The 13,947-nt window shown below is 61.3% G+C and carries 14 protein-coding genes; 9 read left to right on the top strand and 5 right to left on the bottom strand.

Going from position 1 to position 13,947, the window contains the following annotated elements; translation table 11 throughout:
- Window positions 1-20: 20 nt before the first annotated feature.
- The gene (gene gmk, locus L0962_RS03515) at window positions 21-635 is read right to left on the bottom strand and encodes a guanylate kinase (RefSeq protein WP_367398008.1); all 615 of its coding nucleotides are present in this window, start codon (window positions 633-635) and stop codon (window positions 21-23) included.
- A 3-nt stretch (window positions 636-638) separates the two neighbouring features.
- On the bottom strand, window positions 639-1,505 hold the full coding sequence (locus L0962_RS03510; RefSeq protein WP_234084220.1) for a YicC/YloC family endoribonuclease: 867 nt from the start codon (window positions 1,503-1,505) through the stop codon (window positions 639-641).
- 77 nt (window positions 1,506-1,582) lie between these two features.
- Here L0962_RS03510 and L0962_RS03505 point away from each other — a divergent pair, with 77 nt between their 5' ends.
- The 5 genes from L0962_RS03505 to hemW all read left to right on the top strand — a co-directional run bounded on the left by L0962_RS03505 (window position 1,583) and on the right by hemW (window position 6,037).
- On the top strand, window positions 1,583-2,527 hold the full coding sequence (locus tag L0962_RS03505; protein WP_234084218.1) for a serine/threonine-protein kinase: 945 nt from the start codon (window positions 1,583-1,585) through the stop codon (window positions 2,525-2,527).
- Entirely contained in the window at window positions 2,524-3,441 is a 918-nt protein-coding gene (locus L0962_RS03500) for a PP2C family serine/threonine-protein phosphatase (protein ID WP_234084216.1), read from the top strand. The genes L0962_RS03505 and L0962_RS03500 overlap by 4 nt, the downstream gene beginning before the upstream one ends.
- A gap of 10 nt (window positions 3,442-3,451) precedes the next feature.
- Window positions 3,452-4,168, top strand: coding sequence for a ribonuclease PH (gene rph / locus L0962_RS03495; RefSeq protein ID WP_234084213.1), 717 nt, complete (start codon window positions 3,452-3,454; stop codon window positions 4,166-4,168).
- A 70-nt stretch (window positions 4,169-4,238) separates the two neighbouring features.
- On the top strand, window positions 4,239-4,826 hold the full coding sequence (rdgB, locus tag L0962_RS03490; RefSeq protein ID WP_234084212.1) for an RdgB/HAM1 family non-canonical purine NTP pyrophosphatase: 588 nt from the start codon (window positions 4,239-4,241) through the stop codon (window positions 4,824-4,826).
- Window positions 4,827-4,828: 2 nt separating this feature from the next.
- On the top strand, window positions 4,829-6,037 hold the full coding sequence (gene hemW / locus L0962_RS03485) for a radical SAM family heme chaperone HemW (RefSeq protein WP_234084210.1): 1,209 nt from the start codon (window positions 4,829-4,831) through the stop codon (window positions 6,035-6,037).
- On the opposite strand, the gene L0962_RS03480 is transcribed toward hemW, so the two are convergent.
- The 3 genes from L0962_RS03480 to L0962_RS03470 all read right to left on the bottom strand — a co-directional run bounded on the left by L0962_RS03480 (window position 6,034) and on the right by L0962_RS03470 (window position 9,959).
- Window positions 6,034-6,417, bottom strand: coding sequence for a VOC family protein (locus L0962_RS03480; RefSeq protein WP_234084208.1), 384 nt, complete (start codon window positions 6,415-6,417; stop codon window positions 6,034-6,036). The two genes, hemW and L0962_RS03480, sit on opposite strands and share 4 nt — an antisense overlap.
- Window positions 6,418-6,446: 29 nt before the next feature.
- A complete protein-coding gene (locus L0962_RS03475; RefSeq protein ID WP_234084206.1) occupies window positions 6,447-6,857 on the bottom strand; it encodes a YidB family protein in 411 nt (136 codons plus the stop codon).
- 270 nt (window positions 6,858-7,127) lie between these two features.
- Window positions 7,128-9,959 (bottom strand): NACHT domain-containing NTPase, encoded by a 2,832-nt coding sequence (locus L0962_RS03470; protein ID WP_234084204.1) that lies wholly within the window; start codon window positions 9,957-9,959, stop codon window positions 7,128-7,130.
- A gap of 238 nt (window positions 9,960-10,197) precedes the next feature.
- Between L0962_RS03470 and L0962_RS03465 the strand changes: the two genes are divergently transcribed.
- The 4 genes from L0962_RS03465 (at window position 10,198) to L0962_RS03450 (ending at window position 13,931) form a co-directional block, all read left to right on the top strand.
- Window positions 10,198-10,779 carry a TetR/AcrR family transcriptional regulator gene (locus tag L0962_RS03465; protein WP_234084203.1) on the top strand — a complete coding sequence of 194 codons (582 nt, stop codon included), beginning with the start codon at window positions 10,198-10,200 and terminating at the stop codon, window positions 10,777-10,779.
- 84 nt (window positions 10,780-10,863) lie between these two features.
- Complete coding sequence (locus L0962_RS03460) at window positions 10,864-11,943, top strand: alkene reductase (protein WP_234084201.1); 1,080 nt, start codon at window positions 10,864-10,866, stop codon at window positions 11,941-11,943.
- 63 nt (window positions 11,944-12,006) lie between these two features.
- Entirely contained in the window at window positions 12,007-12,936 is a 930-nt protein-coding gene (locus L0962_RS03455; RefSeq protein ID WP_234084198.1) for a DMT family transporter, read from the top strand.
- Window positions 12,933-13,931 (top strand): LLM class flavin-dependent oxidoreductase, encoded by a 999-nt coding sequence (locus tag L0962_RS03450; protein WP_234084197.1) that lies wholly within the window; start codon window positions 12,933-12,935, stop codon window positions 13,929-13,931. Before L0962_RS03455 ends, L0962_RS03450 begins: the two co-directional genes overlap by 4 nt.
- Window positions 13,932-13,947 lie beyond the last annotated feature (16 nt).

Below are 13,947 nucleotides of genomic sequence, written 5' to 3'. Positions count from 1 at the left end.
AACCTCGGAAATTCTTTCGTTCATAACAACTTGGCAAACAACCCGGCATGACGCGCACGCTGCTTGCCGACGGCCAGGCGGGCGGCACGCACAACGGCGCGCAAATCGTCCAATGCCTGGTCCAACTGGTCGTTAATAATAACATAGTCGAATTCCCCGACATGGCGCATTTCCGCCTGTGCCGCGGCAAGACGACGTTCGACGACCTCCGGCGCATCGGTCCCGCGACCGGTCAGCCGCCGGGTCAGTTCCTCCATCGACGGCGGCAGGATGAAGATGCCGATGGCCTCCGGAAACTGCTGCCGCACCTGCTGCGCGCCCTGCCAGTCGATTTCCAGCAGCACGTCGCTGCCGGCGGCCAGCTGTTCGGCGATGCGCGATTTCGAGGTGCCGTAGAAATTGCCATGCACCTCCGCCCATTCGAGAAACTCGCCGCGCGAAATCATCGCGCGGAAGGCGTCGACCGCAACGAAATGGTATTCCCGCCCATCGCTCTCGCCCGGACGCGGCGAACGCGTGGTGTGCGAAATCGACAGGTTAACGCCGGCCTCGCTGGCCAGCAGCATGCGCACCAGCGTGGTCTTGCCGGCGCCGGAAGGCGCCGCGACGACGTAGAGGTTGCCGGACATCGCCATTCCTTATTCCAGGTTCTGGATCTGCTCGCGCATCTGCTCGATCAGCAGCTTGAGCTCCATCGCCGCCTGCGACACTTCGGTGATCGCCGACTTCGACGCCAGGGTATTGGCTTCGCGATTCAGTTCCTGCATCAGGAAATCAAGACGCTTGCCGCAGGCGCCGCCGGCTTTCAGGATACGTCGCACTTCGTCGAGATGGGTGTTCAGGCGGGCCAGTTCCTCGGCGACGTCGATGCGCGTGGCAAACACGGCGACTTCCTGCAGGATGCGGTCGTCGCTGGCGTTGCCCAGCGCCTCGACCAACCGCTGCCGCAGCTTGTCGGTGAACAGCGCCTGCGCTTCCGGAATGCGCGGCTCGACGCCGCGCACGATCTCGCGCATCGCATCGACGCGGTCGACGATGGTCTGGGCCAGTTTTTCACCTTCGCGTGCCCGTGTCGCGGTGAAATCCTTCAGTGCTTCGCGCGCCAGCGCCAACACTTCCGGGCCCAGCGCGGCAAAATCGATGCCCTGCTCACCGAACATGCCGGGCCAGCGCAACACTTCGTTGACCGATAGCGGCGACGCCTCGGGCAGCGCTTCCCGGACTTGCGCGCCGAGCAGGCGCAACGACGACAGCAGCTCGCCATTGATCTGCAGTTGCTCGCCGCGCGCCGCCGCTGCGTTGAACGACAGCCGGCACTCGACCTTGCCGCGCGACAGATGGCTGGCCAGCAACTCGCGCAGCGGGATTTCCAGGGCCCGCAGATCGTCGGCGATGCGGAAGTGGAAATCGAGGTAACGGGAATTGACGCTTTTCAGTTCGATCTGCAGCGTGCCGCGTTCAAGATCGCGGGTTTTCACTGCATATCCGGTCATGCTGCATATCATGCTCGGGGAGTCTCCAGCTTTACAGGTCGGACAACACGCCCGACAATGCCTGCCTCTGGATCATAACCGCGAGACAGATGGCGCAACAAGCCAATCACCCGCTGCCCGGGGGGCACCCACTGGAGGAGTACACGATAGATCGCCAGCTTTCGCTTGGCGGTTTCTCCATCGTGTATCTCGCCGCGGACCCCGACGGCCGGCAGGTGGCGATCAAGGAATACCTGCCGAACAGCCTGGCATTGCGGGCCAAGGGCGAAGTCAAGCCGCTGATCACGCCGGAACACCTGGGCGCCTTCCGCTACGGCATGAAGTGTTTCTTCGAGGAAGGGCGGGCGCTGGCCAAGCTGTCGCATCCCAACGTGATCCGCGTGCTCAACTTCTTCCGGGCCAACGAGACCGTCTACATGGTCATGGAATACGAGCACGGCCGCACCCTGCAGGAATACATCCAGAAGCACCAGGGACACGTTTCCGAGCGTTTCATCCGCAACGTGTTCACCCGCATGCTGAACGGCCTGCGCGAAGTGCATTCGCACAAACTGCTGCATCTCGACCTGAAGCCCTCGAACATTTATCTGCGCGCCGACAACACCCCGGTGTTGATCGATTTCGGCGCCGCCCGGCAAACCCTGGTCAGCGACCAGCCGATGCTCAAGCCGATGTACACCCCGGGCTTCGCGTCGCCCGAACACTACGGCAACCGCAAGGATCTGGGGCCGTGGAGCGACATCTACAGCGTCGGCGCCTCGATGTACGCCTGCCTGGCCGGCTGCCCGCCGCCGGCCGCCGACGAGCGGCTGAAGAAGGACACGCTGACGCCGGCGATGGTGCGCTGGGAAGGGCAGTTGTCGGACCGGCTGCTCGAAATCATCGACTGGTGCCTGAACCTCAACCACCTGTACCGTCCGCAAAGCGTGTTCGCCCTGCAGAAGGCGCTGGTCGCCACCGTCCCGCCGATGCACAAGGCCGAGCCTGGCTGGTTCGACCGCGTCGTCGGCAAATTCCGGAACGCTGCCCGATGAGATTCACCATCTATCAGGAAAGCCGCCAGGGCGGCCGCGCCAACAACGAAGACCGCCTGAGCTACTGCTATTCGCGCGACGCGCTGATGATGGTGGTCGCCGACGGCATGGGCGGTCATCACCACGGCGAAGTCGCCGCCCAGATCGCCGTCCAGACACTGGCCGACGCCTTCCAGCGCGAGGCCCGGCCGGCGCTCGCCGACCCTTTCCGCTTCCTGCAGAAGGGCATGACCAACGCCCACCACGCCATCCTCGACTACACCGCCCGCCACCGGCTGGCCGATTCGCCACGCACCACCTGCGTTGCCTGCGTGGTCCAGGACAACATCGCCTACTGGGCGCATGCCGGCGATTCGCGTCTGTTCCTGATGCGCAACGGCCGCATCATCGCCCAGACCAAGGATCATTCGCGCATCCGCCTGCTGCTCGAGGAAGGCCTGGTCAGCGAAGCGCAGGCCGCCCGCCACCCCGACCGCAACAAGATCTACAGCTGCCTCGGCAGCCCGACACCGCCGGAAATCGACTACTCGCGCAAGACGCCGCTGGAACACGGCGACATCCTGCTGCTGTGCACCGACGGCCTGTGGGGCGTCACCTCCGGCGAAACGATGGCCGTCGCGCTCAAGGGCGCCAACCTGCTGCAAGTGGTGCCGATGCTGCTGTCGCAGGCGGAAACCAAGGGCGGCCAGTACGGCGACAATCTGTCGGTCGTCGCCGTACGCTGGGAAGACCACTACGTCGAAGAAGCCAGCAGCGCCATCTCGACCCAGACCATGTCGATCGACCAGGTCACCACGCGACTCGACCAGTTCGGCCGCAACCCGGCCTACAAGAGCGAACTGTCGGAAGACGAGATCGAGGCGGCGATCGACGAAATCCGCGCCGCCATCGACAAGTACAACCCGAAAAAATAAGGAAATCCCCATGCGTCCCAGCCAACGCCAGCCGGACCAGCTCCGCGCCGTCAAGATCACCCGCAATTTCACCCGCCACGCCGAAGGTTCGGTGCTGATCGAAATGGGCGACACCCGCGTGCTGTGCACCGCCTCGGTCGAGGAAAGCCTGCCGCCCTTCCTGCGCGGCAAGGGCCAGGGCTGGGTCACCGCCGAATACGGCATGCTGCCGCGCGCCACGCACACCCGTTCGTCGCGTGAAGCCGCCAAGGGCAAGCAGACCGGCCGCACCCAGGAAATCCAGCGCCTGATCGGCCGCAGCCTGCGCGCCGTGACCGACCTCAAGGCGCTCGGCGAACGCCAGATCACCCTCGACTGCGACGTCCTGCAAGCCGACGGCGGCACCCGCTGCGCCTCGATCACCGGCGCCTGGATCGCCCTCTACGAAGCCTGCGAAAAGCTGGTGCAGGCCGGCAAGCTGGCGGCCAACCCGGTCAAGGACCACGTCGCCGCGATCTCGGTCGGCATCTATGAAGGCAGCGCCGTGCTCGACCTCGACTACCCGGAAGACTCCAACTGCGACACCGACATGAACGTGATCATGACCGGCAAGGGCGGCATCGTCGAAGTCCAGGGCACGGCCGAAGGCGAGCCATTCAGCCGCGAACAGATGAACGTGCTGATGGACCTCGCCCAGATGGGCATCCGCCAGCTGGTCGCCGAACAGCAGAGCGCGCTCGCCAGCTGAACCGTTTTTCCCGGAATCTGACGGTCGACCGTCAGATTCCGCCAATTTCCGACGCCCGGATTTCCCCGCCATGCAAAAACTCGTCCTCGCCTCGAACAACGCCAAGAAGATGAAGGAGCTCAACGCGCTGCTCGCACCGCTCGGCTTCGAAGTCATCCCACAAGGCCAGCTCGGCATCCCGGAAGCCGAGGAGCCGCACTGCACCTTCGTCGAGAACGCGCTGGCCAAAGCCCGCCACGCCGCCCGGCTCAGCGGCCTGCCGGCGCTCGCCGACGACTCCGGCCTGTGCGTCAAGGCGCTCGGCGGCGCGCCGGGCGTAATTTCCGCCCGTTATGCCGGCGAACCGAAATCCGATGCCCGCAACAACGAAAAACTGCTCGCCGAACTCGCCGGCAAGGCTGACCGCCGCGCCCACTTCGTCAGCTGCCTGGTCCTCTGCCGCAGCGCCGACGACCCGCAACCGATCATCGCCGAAGGCGAATGGTACGGCCAAATCGTCGACCAACACCGCGGCGACGGCGGCTTCGGCTACGACCCGCTGTTCTTCGTCCCGGAGTTCGGAAAAACCGCCGCCGAACTCGACGCCGATACCAAGAACCGCGTCTCGCACCGCGGCCGGGCGATGCAGAAGCTGATCGAGCGGCTGCCGGAACTCTGAGCGTGGCGAAGACCATCCCGATTTTTGCCGAACCCGTACGGTCGACCGCAAAAAACCCCGAAAATCCGCTCGAATTCCGCAAATCCCCGGTCCTCTCGCTCTACGTCCATATCCCGTGGTGCGTGCGCAAGTGTCCGTATTGCGACTTCAACTCGCACGAGAACGGCGGCGAGATTCCCGAGCGCGAGTATGTCGATGCGCTGATCGCCGATCTGCAGTCGGCGCTGCCGCTGATCTGGGGCCGGCCGGTGCAGACAGTGTTCTTCGGCGGCGGCACGCCCAGCCTGCTGTCGCCGGGCGCCATCGACGAGCTGATCGGCGCCTTCCGGGCGCTGGCGATGTTGTCGCCGGAGGCAGAGATCACGCTCGAAGCCAATCCCGGCACGGTCGAGGCCGGCAAGTTCGCCGGCTTTCGCGCCGCCGGGGTCAATCGGCTGTCGCTCGGCATCCAGAGCTTCAACGACGAGCACCTCAAGGCGCTCGGCCGCATCCACGGCAGCGCCGAAGCGAAGCGCGCGGCGCAACTGGCCGGCGAGCACTTCGAGCGCTTCAATCTCGACCTGATGTACGGCCTGCCTTATCAAACGCAGGCGCAAGCGCTCGCCGACATCGACACCGCGCTGTCCTTCGCGCCGCCGCACCTCTCCTGCTACCAGCTAACGCTGGAGCCGAACACGCACTTCGCCGCCTTCCCGCCCGACCTGCCCGAAGGCGACCTGTGCGCCGACATGCAGGAAGCCATCGAAGCCCGGCTGGCCGCCGCCGGCTACGCCAACTACGAGACCTCGGCCTTCGCCCAGCCCGGCCGGCAGTGCCTGCACAACCTCAACTACTGGCATTTCGGCGACTACCTCGGCATCGGCGCCGGCGCCCATTCCAAGCTGACGCTGCACGACCGCGTGCTGCGCCAGATGCGCCACAAGCACCCCAAGGCCTATCTGGAAAATGTCCGCGCCGGTCGACCGATTCAGGAAGAGCACGAAGTCGCCGTCGCCGAACTGCCCTTCGAATTCATGATGAACGCGCTGCGCCTGGCCGACGGCTTCGCCCCCAGCCTGTTCGAACTGCGCACCTCGCGGCCGCTGACCGCGATCCTGCCGCAACTCAAGGCGGCGCAGGCCGACGGTCTGCTCGACCTCGGCCCGGAAAAGATCGCGCCGACCGCCAAGGGCCGGCGCTTCCTCAACGTATTGCTCGAACGCTTCCTCTAGCCGCCGACCGGCGTACACAGCTCGACCAGGAAACCTTCCAGGTCGGCCACGTAAGCCACCGTCTGCCCCCAGGGCATCGCCTCCGGCGCCTGCACCAGGCGCGCCCCGGCCGCCAGCGCGCGGTCGACCGCCGCCGCGACATCGTCGCAGACGAAAGCAATTTCGAAACTGGGCGCGCCGCAAACCGGCGCCGACGGCTGCTTACCCAGCTGGCGCATCAGCGCCCGCGAGGAAAAGGCGAGCGCCGTGCCGCCAGTCTCCAGCTCGCCGAAGTCGCCGCTCTCATGCAGGAAGCGCACGCTCAGCCCGAAGGCGGCAACGTAGAAATCGAGCGTCCGGCGGACATCATCGACATAAAGGATGGTGTAGCCGAATTTCATCGGACGCTCCCGGCAGACGCCGCCCGGCCTCAGCCGAACAGCCCGCCCTTCTTCAGCATGTTCAGCCCCTGCGCCAGCAGGTCGCCGCCTTCCGGCAGCTTGCCGCCCGGCGTCAGTTGATCGACCAGCCCGGGCAGGAATTCGGCCAGCCCGTTCGCCACCTCCTGCGGCGCCACCCCGGCCTGCCCGGCCAGCTTGCCGAGGAAGTCGCTGCCGAGCACCGAACTCAACTGATCGCCCGACACCGGCAGGTTCTGCCCGGTCGACACCCAGGAATTGACGATCTCACCCAGCCCACCCTGCTGAAAAGCCTGCACCAGACCGCCGAGGCCGCCCGGATACTGATTGACCAACTGCATGGCCATCTCGGCCAGCCCGTTACCCTTGCCACCGAGGGCATTGGCGGCCAGCCCGCCGACTACTTGATCGAGAAGACCCATGATTCGCTCCTGAGGGGAAAAGGCTATCGTACCGGGGTGGGGCGGAGGGGTGGGTTAAGAATTGTTATACGTATGCGGTTATTTAATAAGCTTCAAGTGCTGATCGGCCATTGCAACCATTAACAGAAGCAAGACCAGACCGGTAGCCACTAAAGGGGAGCGCGCCTTCCCGTGCCCAGTGCCGACTTCTATTGATCGGCCGCGTAGGCTCCGTGGAGACAAAGCGCAGAATCCAGCACATTAGTGAAACCATAAATCTGTAGATCGCTATCAGGCTGATCTTATTAGATCAGCAATTAAAGCAGCCATCCGCTTCGTTACGTTTTTCTCTTCAACAAGCTTTCTTGCATCGTCGGACCAATTCTTCGATACGACATATCCAGGTTCCGAATCAGCACGGCTAATTTCAATATCCAAAACACCTTTTTCGCTTAAGAACTCAAGGTATGCATTAAGTGACAATTTCCCAACAACCGTGACAGTTTTATATACACTACCACTCTTCCAAGAAAAATGATTCGCTCGAAAACCAACCTTAATTATCTTATACAAGTTGTCACGAATTACCTCATACCAAGATTCGTCTGCCACTTTCTTTGTTTGGAAAGATGCTGAAAGGTTTGAGCTAAATTTACAACCAGCCCCAAATAGCGAACGATCCAATTTATCAGGAAGAGATCGATCATCAAAGTTAACTTGTGTATTATAGAAAACAGCGACACCGTTAACATATTCACAGTTCTGCAGATTTGTGTAGTTTTCAATATGACCATCTTGAACCGTAATCCCGGACAGATTAACCGGAAAAAACTCACCAAATATGGAGAACCCTGGCCATATTTTGCTTTCGAAATACACATTGATAGTTTCGGAGCGCTCGGCCTTATCGATATTTCTACTGACTGCCCAGTACATGAATGCACTTATGGCTTTACGCCAAGGCAATGTCGAACCAGCATCTCTTTTAGCATATTGCACGAGACTCCTAAACCACTTTATAGTATTAGGACGATATGCATACGTAGCAGGAGGAAGAACAGCCACAATCTCGTCATAAAGCGGCCCGTCCCCACGGCAAAACTCAGCCATGAATTCAATAGCCGGCTGTTCGGAAAACTGACCGTCTATTATTTTGCGTGCTAATAGCCGCGATTTAAAGAAGTAAGAAAGTGAATCATATTTGAATGTAATAGTTTCACCATCCCACAAAAGGAACGGGTTTCGCAGAAAATTTACGGGATTAACTGTCGGCTCATCACTATCACAGGCGCTGATGTAACTTAGTAGACTTTCCTTAGTTACTGTACACTGAGGAGCCCGAATAATCTCAATTAAGATATCAAAAAAATCGTCCGGGCCGATATTACCCAGCGACTGCTTCGTTATTTCACGATCGACTATTTTTTTAACCAAAGTATCAAGCGGCTTGCCACTTGTAAAAAACCTCGCACTATCAGATTTTACAACCAAAGGCTGGCTTGATACCGATTCCTCGTCATCGATCAAATAATCGCAGATAAGTGACGCGTACAAAGGAATCGTTGTAAGCCTTTCAGACTCGCCGTTCTCATTAAATGCTTGCAAAAGCCTCTTGGCTTCTGGAATAGTTTCCTTAGGCAGACGTCCCGCGAGATAACGATCAGTATCCTGGCTAGAAAATCCACGTAAGCGGCAAATAGACGCCTGTCGAACATGCTGGAATCGCTCCAAGTTGTAATTTCTAACCGTCAGAATAACTAGAACCTTCCTAAAGCATTCCTCCAGGTCAACCAGTGACCTCATGAACTTTTCAAAATTCAGCGAGGTACCTAAATGAGATTCTAGTTCATCAAATCCATCAATTAGCAGTACAAAATTTCCACATGCTAGATTTATTTCGAAGTTGTGGCTCTCAATTGAGTTTGCATCATCGAGCAAGCCATTTGCCACCGCCACCTTATACAGGTCGCTCACTGAATCAATGCTAGTAGAAATCGAAATCTCACGAAAATCAGTTGCCGACAACAGAATAACTCGTTTTCGATCTTGAGAATTAATATATAATGAAATGTCGTCGCAGAATGTTGTTTTTCCTATTCCAGCAGGCCCCGTAACCACATGCACAGGATTAAAGCTATTCGAACTTTTTAAGATATTTGAGACATATTCAGAGGTGCTTAGATAGTCGCCGACTGGCTCTCCAGAATCATCCAGAGAAAAGAGTGTTTGCTCAATGAAATTGGAGGTTTTTTCGGCAGAAAAATCGCCAGCCCTGAATACCTCTGGAAGGCACGAATCCCACACAAAATCATCAAAATACTTCACATGGACTTTCCGACCTCTAGAGTCCAAAGACAAATCTCGCACAACATCAACTATCGATTTTCGTCGATCAATTTCTCCGCCATCGGGGCGGTAAGCTCGCGGTGTGATAATCTCAAGGGAATCTGGAAAATAATTTCTAAAAATCTCAAGAAAATCGTGAAGGGATTTCTCAAGCGCTGTACGCGATCGAAGAAAAATCATGCCCTTAGACAATCCGCCTCCAAGATCAGCTGTCACATAGTCGTACACGAGGCGATTGTCGTGATCGGATCGTTTTAGCTTAGTCTCGACTCGGTGCTTTGGAAAACAAAGGCGCACCACTTCTTCCGCTCTCGGATTTTCGAATTTAACTCGTCCAAGCGTTCTGGTCGGAATTTGATTTTCCATTGATCTCGGGATTCTAGGAGCATCAAGATTCCCATTACCGAAGAACGCTATCCAAATAACCTTAGTCAATGAATCAAAAGCTGCCGACTGACACTGTTTATTGGATAGATCGCTACCGGAACCATCGTGAGAATATGTGTTACCCACGTTTTGCAGGTATCTTATTTCGGTTTTGAACATACCTGCATCGCGAGCCGTTTCATCAGCTTCGACATGTTTCAAGGCATCTGCAATCAGCTTTTCGAGAAGTCCCTGTGGCTGTCTCCCATGCCCGAGTATGATGGCCTTGCAAATAGCCTCCGCAGCAAGCCGATATTTGTTTGCGGCATCGACAAGCGGTTTTGCTCGGTCTGCTTCAATATCTTCCAAATATTGACCTAACCGTAAAACGATTTCTTGATAGCTGTCCATCCCAGATCCCTAGCCGTTAGTTGATGTCATACCATTCGATGCGATCGCCTTGCATTGGCAAAATAATGATCGGTATGCGACGATTTTGCGATTATGCACTACGCAACTTGCTTCTGTAATAATCCCGGCAGATCGCCCTGACGCAGGAGGGAGTCAGTCTAGGTTCCACGAATCTCTAGTTTGTATCCATTAGACACAAACTAGACGACCGGTCTAATCAAGTGCACAATCCCACCCCATGAAAACCCGTCACGACAACACCCGCCAGCATGTCCTTGAAACCGGCCAGCGCATCATTGCCGGCAAGGGCTTTGCCAGTGTCGGGTTGAACGAGATTCTGACCGCGGCCGGGGTGCCCAAGGGGTCGTTCTACCATTACTTCGAGTCCAAGGAGCAGTACGGGCAGGCCTTGCTGGAGGATTACTTCGCGCGTTACCTGGCCGATCTCGATGCGCTGTTCGCGGCCGAGGCGCTGAGTGCGCAGGAGCGGCTGGCGTGCTACTGGCAGCGCTGGCTGGACAAGCAGGCGGCGTGTGCCGAGCAGCAGTGCCTGGTGGTCAAGCTGGGCGGCGAGGTGGCCGACTTGTCCGATCCGATGCGCGAGACGCTGCGCGACGGCACCGGGCAGATCGTCAGCCGCATTGCCCGGCTGCTCGAAACCGGCATGGCCGATGGTTCGATCCCGCCGCTCAATGCCGCGGCGACGGCGCAGACGCTGTACCAGTTGTGGCTGGGCGCCAGCCTGCTGGCCAAGCTGCAGCGCCAGGCGCAGCCGCTGGAGAATGCCTTGCAGTTCACCCGGCAGTTGTTGAGCCGCTGATTGATTTCCGGGCCGTCCGTCGACGGCCCTTTTTTGACGCAAGAAACTAGACGACCGGTCTAATCAAACCTCAGGAGAAACGCCATGACCACGCTGTTCGAGCCGATCCAGATCGGCGACATCGCCCTCGCCAACCGCATCGTGATGGCGCCGCTGACGCGCAATCGCGCCGTCGCCGGCAACTGTCCCGGCCCGCTGACCGTCGAGTATTACCGCCAGCGCGCCAGCGCCGGCCTGATCATCGCCGAGGCCAGCCCGATCTCGCCGATGGCGCAGGGCTACCTCGATACGCCGGGCATCTGGTCGGCCGAGCAGGTCGCTGCCTGGCGTGCCGTCACCGACGCCGTGCATGCCGAAGGCGGCCGGATCGTGCTGCAGTTGTGGCACGTCGGCCGCATTTCGCATGTGTCGCTGCTGCCGGACGGCGCCGCGCCGGTGTCCTCCACCGCCCGCACCGCCGAGGCGAGCACCTTCACCCGCGACGGTTTCGTGCCGGTGTCGGCGCCGCGTGCGCTGCGCGACGACGAGCTGCCCGGTCTGGTCAATGATTACCGGCTGGCGGCGCGCAACGCCATCGCCGCCGGTTTCGACGGCGTCGAGATCCACGCCGCCAACACCTACCTGCTCGAACAGTTCCTGCGCGACAGCGTCAATGACCGCAGCGGCCCCTACGGCGGCAGCATCGAGAACCGCGCCCGCCTGTTGTTCGAGGTGGTCGAGGCCATCGTCGGCGAGATCGGCGCCGGCCGCACCGGCATCCGCCTGAGCCCGCTGACCACCTTCACCGCGCCGCTCGACAGCAACCCGCAGGCGCTCTACGGCTACGTGATCGACAAGCTGGCCGGCTACGGCCTGGCCTTCCTGCACGTCATCGAGGGCGAAACCGGCGGCACGCGCACGCCGGACGGCGCCAGCTTCGATTACGCCGCCGCCCGTCGCGCCTTCAAGGGGGCTTGGCTGGTGAACAACGGCTACAGCAAGGAACTGGCCGAACAGGTGATCGCCGACGGTGGGGCCGATCTGATCGCCTTCGGCCGCGGCTTCATCGCCAACCCGGACCTCGTCCGCCGTCTGCGCGAAGGCGCGCCTTGGAACGAACTGCGCGCCGACAAGCTGTACGGCGGCGGGGCCGAGGGTTACACCGACTACCCGACCTTGGCGTAAGCGCCCACACCCAACCCCGGGCGCGGCGGTGCGCAGATGCCGCCGCGCCAGACAGAGAACACCATGACTTCTTCCGACCGCTGGCGCCCGATCCAGGCGCTGATCGTCCTTTCCTCGATCTGGGGCTACACCTGGGTGCTGGCCAAGCACGGGCTGGAATACTCGCCGCCCTTCGCCTTCGCCGCCGAGCGCTGCATCGGCAGCGCCGTGGCGCTGTTCATCGCGCTGCGCCTGACCGGCCGCAAGCTGACGCTGACCGCCCCCGGCGCGACGCTGGGCATTGCGCTGACCCAGGTCGCCGGTTTCATGATCTTCCAGACCTGGGCGCTGGTCGAAGGCGGGCCGGGCAAGACGGCGGTGCTCATCTTCACCATGCCGATCTGGACGCTGCTGCTGGCCTGGCCGATCCTCGGCGAACGGGTGCGCGGCACGCAGTGGATCGCCGCCGCGTGCACGCTGATCGGCCTGCTGCTGATCATCGAACCGTGGGCAATGCATGGCGGCCTGTTGAGCCCGGCGCTCGGCCTCTGCGCCGCCATCTGCTGGGCCATCGGCACCATTCTGGTCAAGCGCCTGCGCGGCCGCCAGCCGGTGGACCTGCTGACATTGACGGCGTGGCAGATGGCGCTCGGCTCGATTCCGCTGCTCGTGTTGGCGCTGGTTATTCCCGAGCGGCCGACCGACTGGACCTGGAGCTACGCCGGCATCCTCGGCTTCATGTCGGTGTTCAGCACCGCGCTCTGCTGGTGGCTGTGGATCTACATCCTCGACCGCGTGCCGGCCTGGGAAGCCAGCCTGTCGGTGCTGGGCACGCCGGTGGTCGCCATCCTGTCGTCGCGGCTGACCTTCGGCGAAGCCTTCAAGAGCAGCGAAGTCGCCGGCATCCTGCTCATCGGCGGCGGCCTGGCGCTGCTCTCGCTGCTCGGCTGGATCGCCAGCCGACGCCCGGCGGTTGCCGACATCCAGCAACGATTACAGGAGGAAAGCGCATGAACCCGCTCGCCGATGTGAAACTCTCCCTGCTCGACCTGGTTGCCGTGCGCCAGGGCGGCAGCGTGGCCGAGGCGCTGCGGATCGCCACCGATGCCGCCCGCCACGCCGAAAAGCTCGGTTTCGCCCGCTACTGGCTGGCCGAGCACCACAACATGCCGGGTATCGCCAGTTCGGCCACCGCCGTGCTGGTCGGCCACATGGCCGGCGCGACCAGGACGATCCGCGTCGGTTCCGGCGGCGTCATGCTGCCCAACCACGCGCCGCTGGTCGTTGCCGAGGCTTTCGGCACTCTCGCCGAGCTGTATCCCGGGCGGATCGACCTCGGCCTCGGCCGCGCCCCCGGCACCGACCGCCTGACCATGCACGCGCTGCGCCGCGACCGTATCGAACGCGAGGACGATTTCCCGCGCGACGTCGCCGAACTGCAGCGCCTGCTCGCCCCGGCGCAGCCCGGCCAGCCGCTGGTCGCCATGCCCGGCGCCGGCACCGAGGTGCCGATCTGGCTGCTCGGTTCCAGCCTGTTTTCCGCTCGGCTGGCCGCCGAGCGCGGCCTCCCCTACGCCTTCGCGTCGCACTTCGCGCCGGCCCTGCTGCACCAGGCGCTGGCCGTCTATCGCGGCAACTTCCGGCCGTCGGCGACGCTGGCCAAACCCTACGTGATCGTCGGCGTGCCGCTGGTCGCCGCCGCAAGCGACGAAGAAGCCGCTTTCCTCGCCACCAGCATCTTCCAGCGCGTGCTCGGCATCCTGCGCGGCGACCGCCGGCCGCTGCCGCCGCCCGTGGCCGGTTTTCTCGAAAGCCTGTCGGCGCAGGAGAAAGCCGGCATCGGCGATTTCCTCGGTGCCGCCGTGATCGGCGGGCCGGACCGCGTGCGCGAAGGACTGGGCGCGCTCCGCCAGGCGACGCAGGCCGACGAACTGATGCTGGTCTGTGACATCTTCGAGCCGGCACTGCGCCTGCGCGCACTCGACATCGCCGCCACCGCTTGCGCCTGAGATTTTTCCGCCTATC

Origin of the sequence: Azonexus sp. R2A61 (genome assembly GCF_021401135.1) — a bacterium.
Classification (GTDB): Bacteria; Pseudomonadota; Gammaproteobacteria; order Burkholderiales; family Rhodocyclaceae; genus Azonexus.
This window is presented reverse-complemented; position numbering and strand designations above follow the sequence as displayed.

Coding starts and splice junctions, on each gene's coding strand:
- gmk (WP_367398008.1), bottom strand. CDS start 635: ATGGCGATGTCCGGCAACCTCTACGTCGTCGCGGCGCCTTCCGGCGCC.
- L0962_RS03510 (WP_234084220.1), bottom strand. CDS start 1,505: ATGATATGCAGCATGACCGGATATGCAGTGAAAACCCGCGATCTTGAA.
- L0962_RS03505 (WP_234084218.1), top strand. CDS start 1,583: ATGGCGCAACAAGCCAATCACCCGCTGCCCGGGGGGCACCCACTGGAG.
- L0962_RS03500 (WP_234084216.1), top strand. CDS start 2,524: ATGAGATTCACCATCTATCAGGAAAGCCGCCAGGGCGGCCGCGCCAAC.
- rph (WP_234084213.1), top strand. CDS start 3,452: ATGCGTCCCAGCCAACGCCAGCCGGACCAGCTCCGCGCCGTCAAGATC.
- rdgB (WP_234084212.1), top strand. CDS start 4,239: ATGCAAAAACTCGTCCTCGCCTCGAACAACGCCAAGAAGATGAAGGAG.
- L0962_RS03480 (WP_234084208.1), bottom strand. CDS start 6,417: ATGAAATTCGGCTACACCATCCTTTATGTCGATGATGTCCGCCGGACG.
- L0962_RS03475 (WP_234084206.1), bottom strand. CDS start 6,857: ATGGGTCTTCTCGATCAAGTAGTCGGCGGGCTGGCCGCCAATGCCCTC.
- L0962_RS03470 (WP_234084204.1), bottom strand. CDS start 9,959: ATGGACAGCTATCAAGAAATCGTTTTACGGTTAGGTCAATATTTGGAA.
- L0962_RS03465 (WP_234084203.1), top strand. CDS start 10,198: ATGAAAACCCGTCACGACAACACCCGCCAGCATGTCCTTGAAACCGGC.
- L0962_RS03460 (WP_234084201.1), top strand. CDS start 10,864: ATGACCACGCTGTTCGAGCCGATCCAGATCGGCGACATCGCCCTCGCC.
- L0962_RS03455 (WP_234084198.1), top strand. CDS start 12,007: ATGACTTCTTCCGACCGCTGGCGCCCGATCCAGGCGCTGATCGTCCTT.
- L0962_RS03450 (WP_234084197.1), top strand. CDS start 12,933: ATGAACCCGCTCGCCGATGTGAAACTCTCCCTGCTCGACCTGGTTGCC.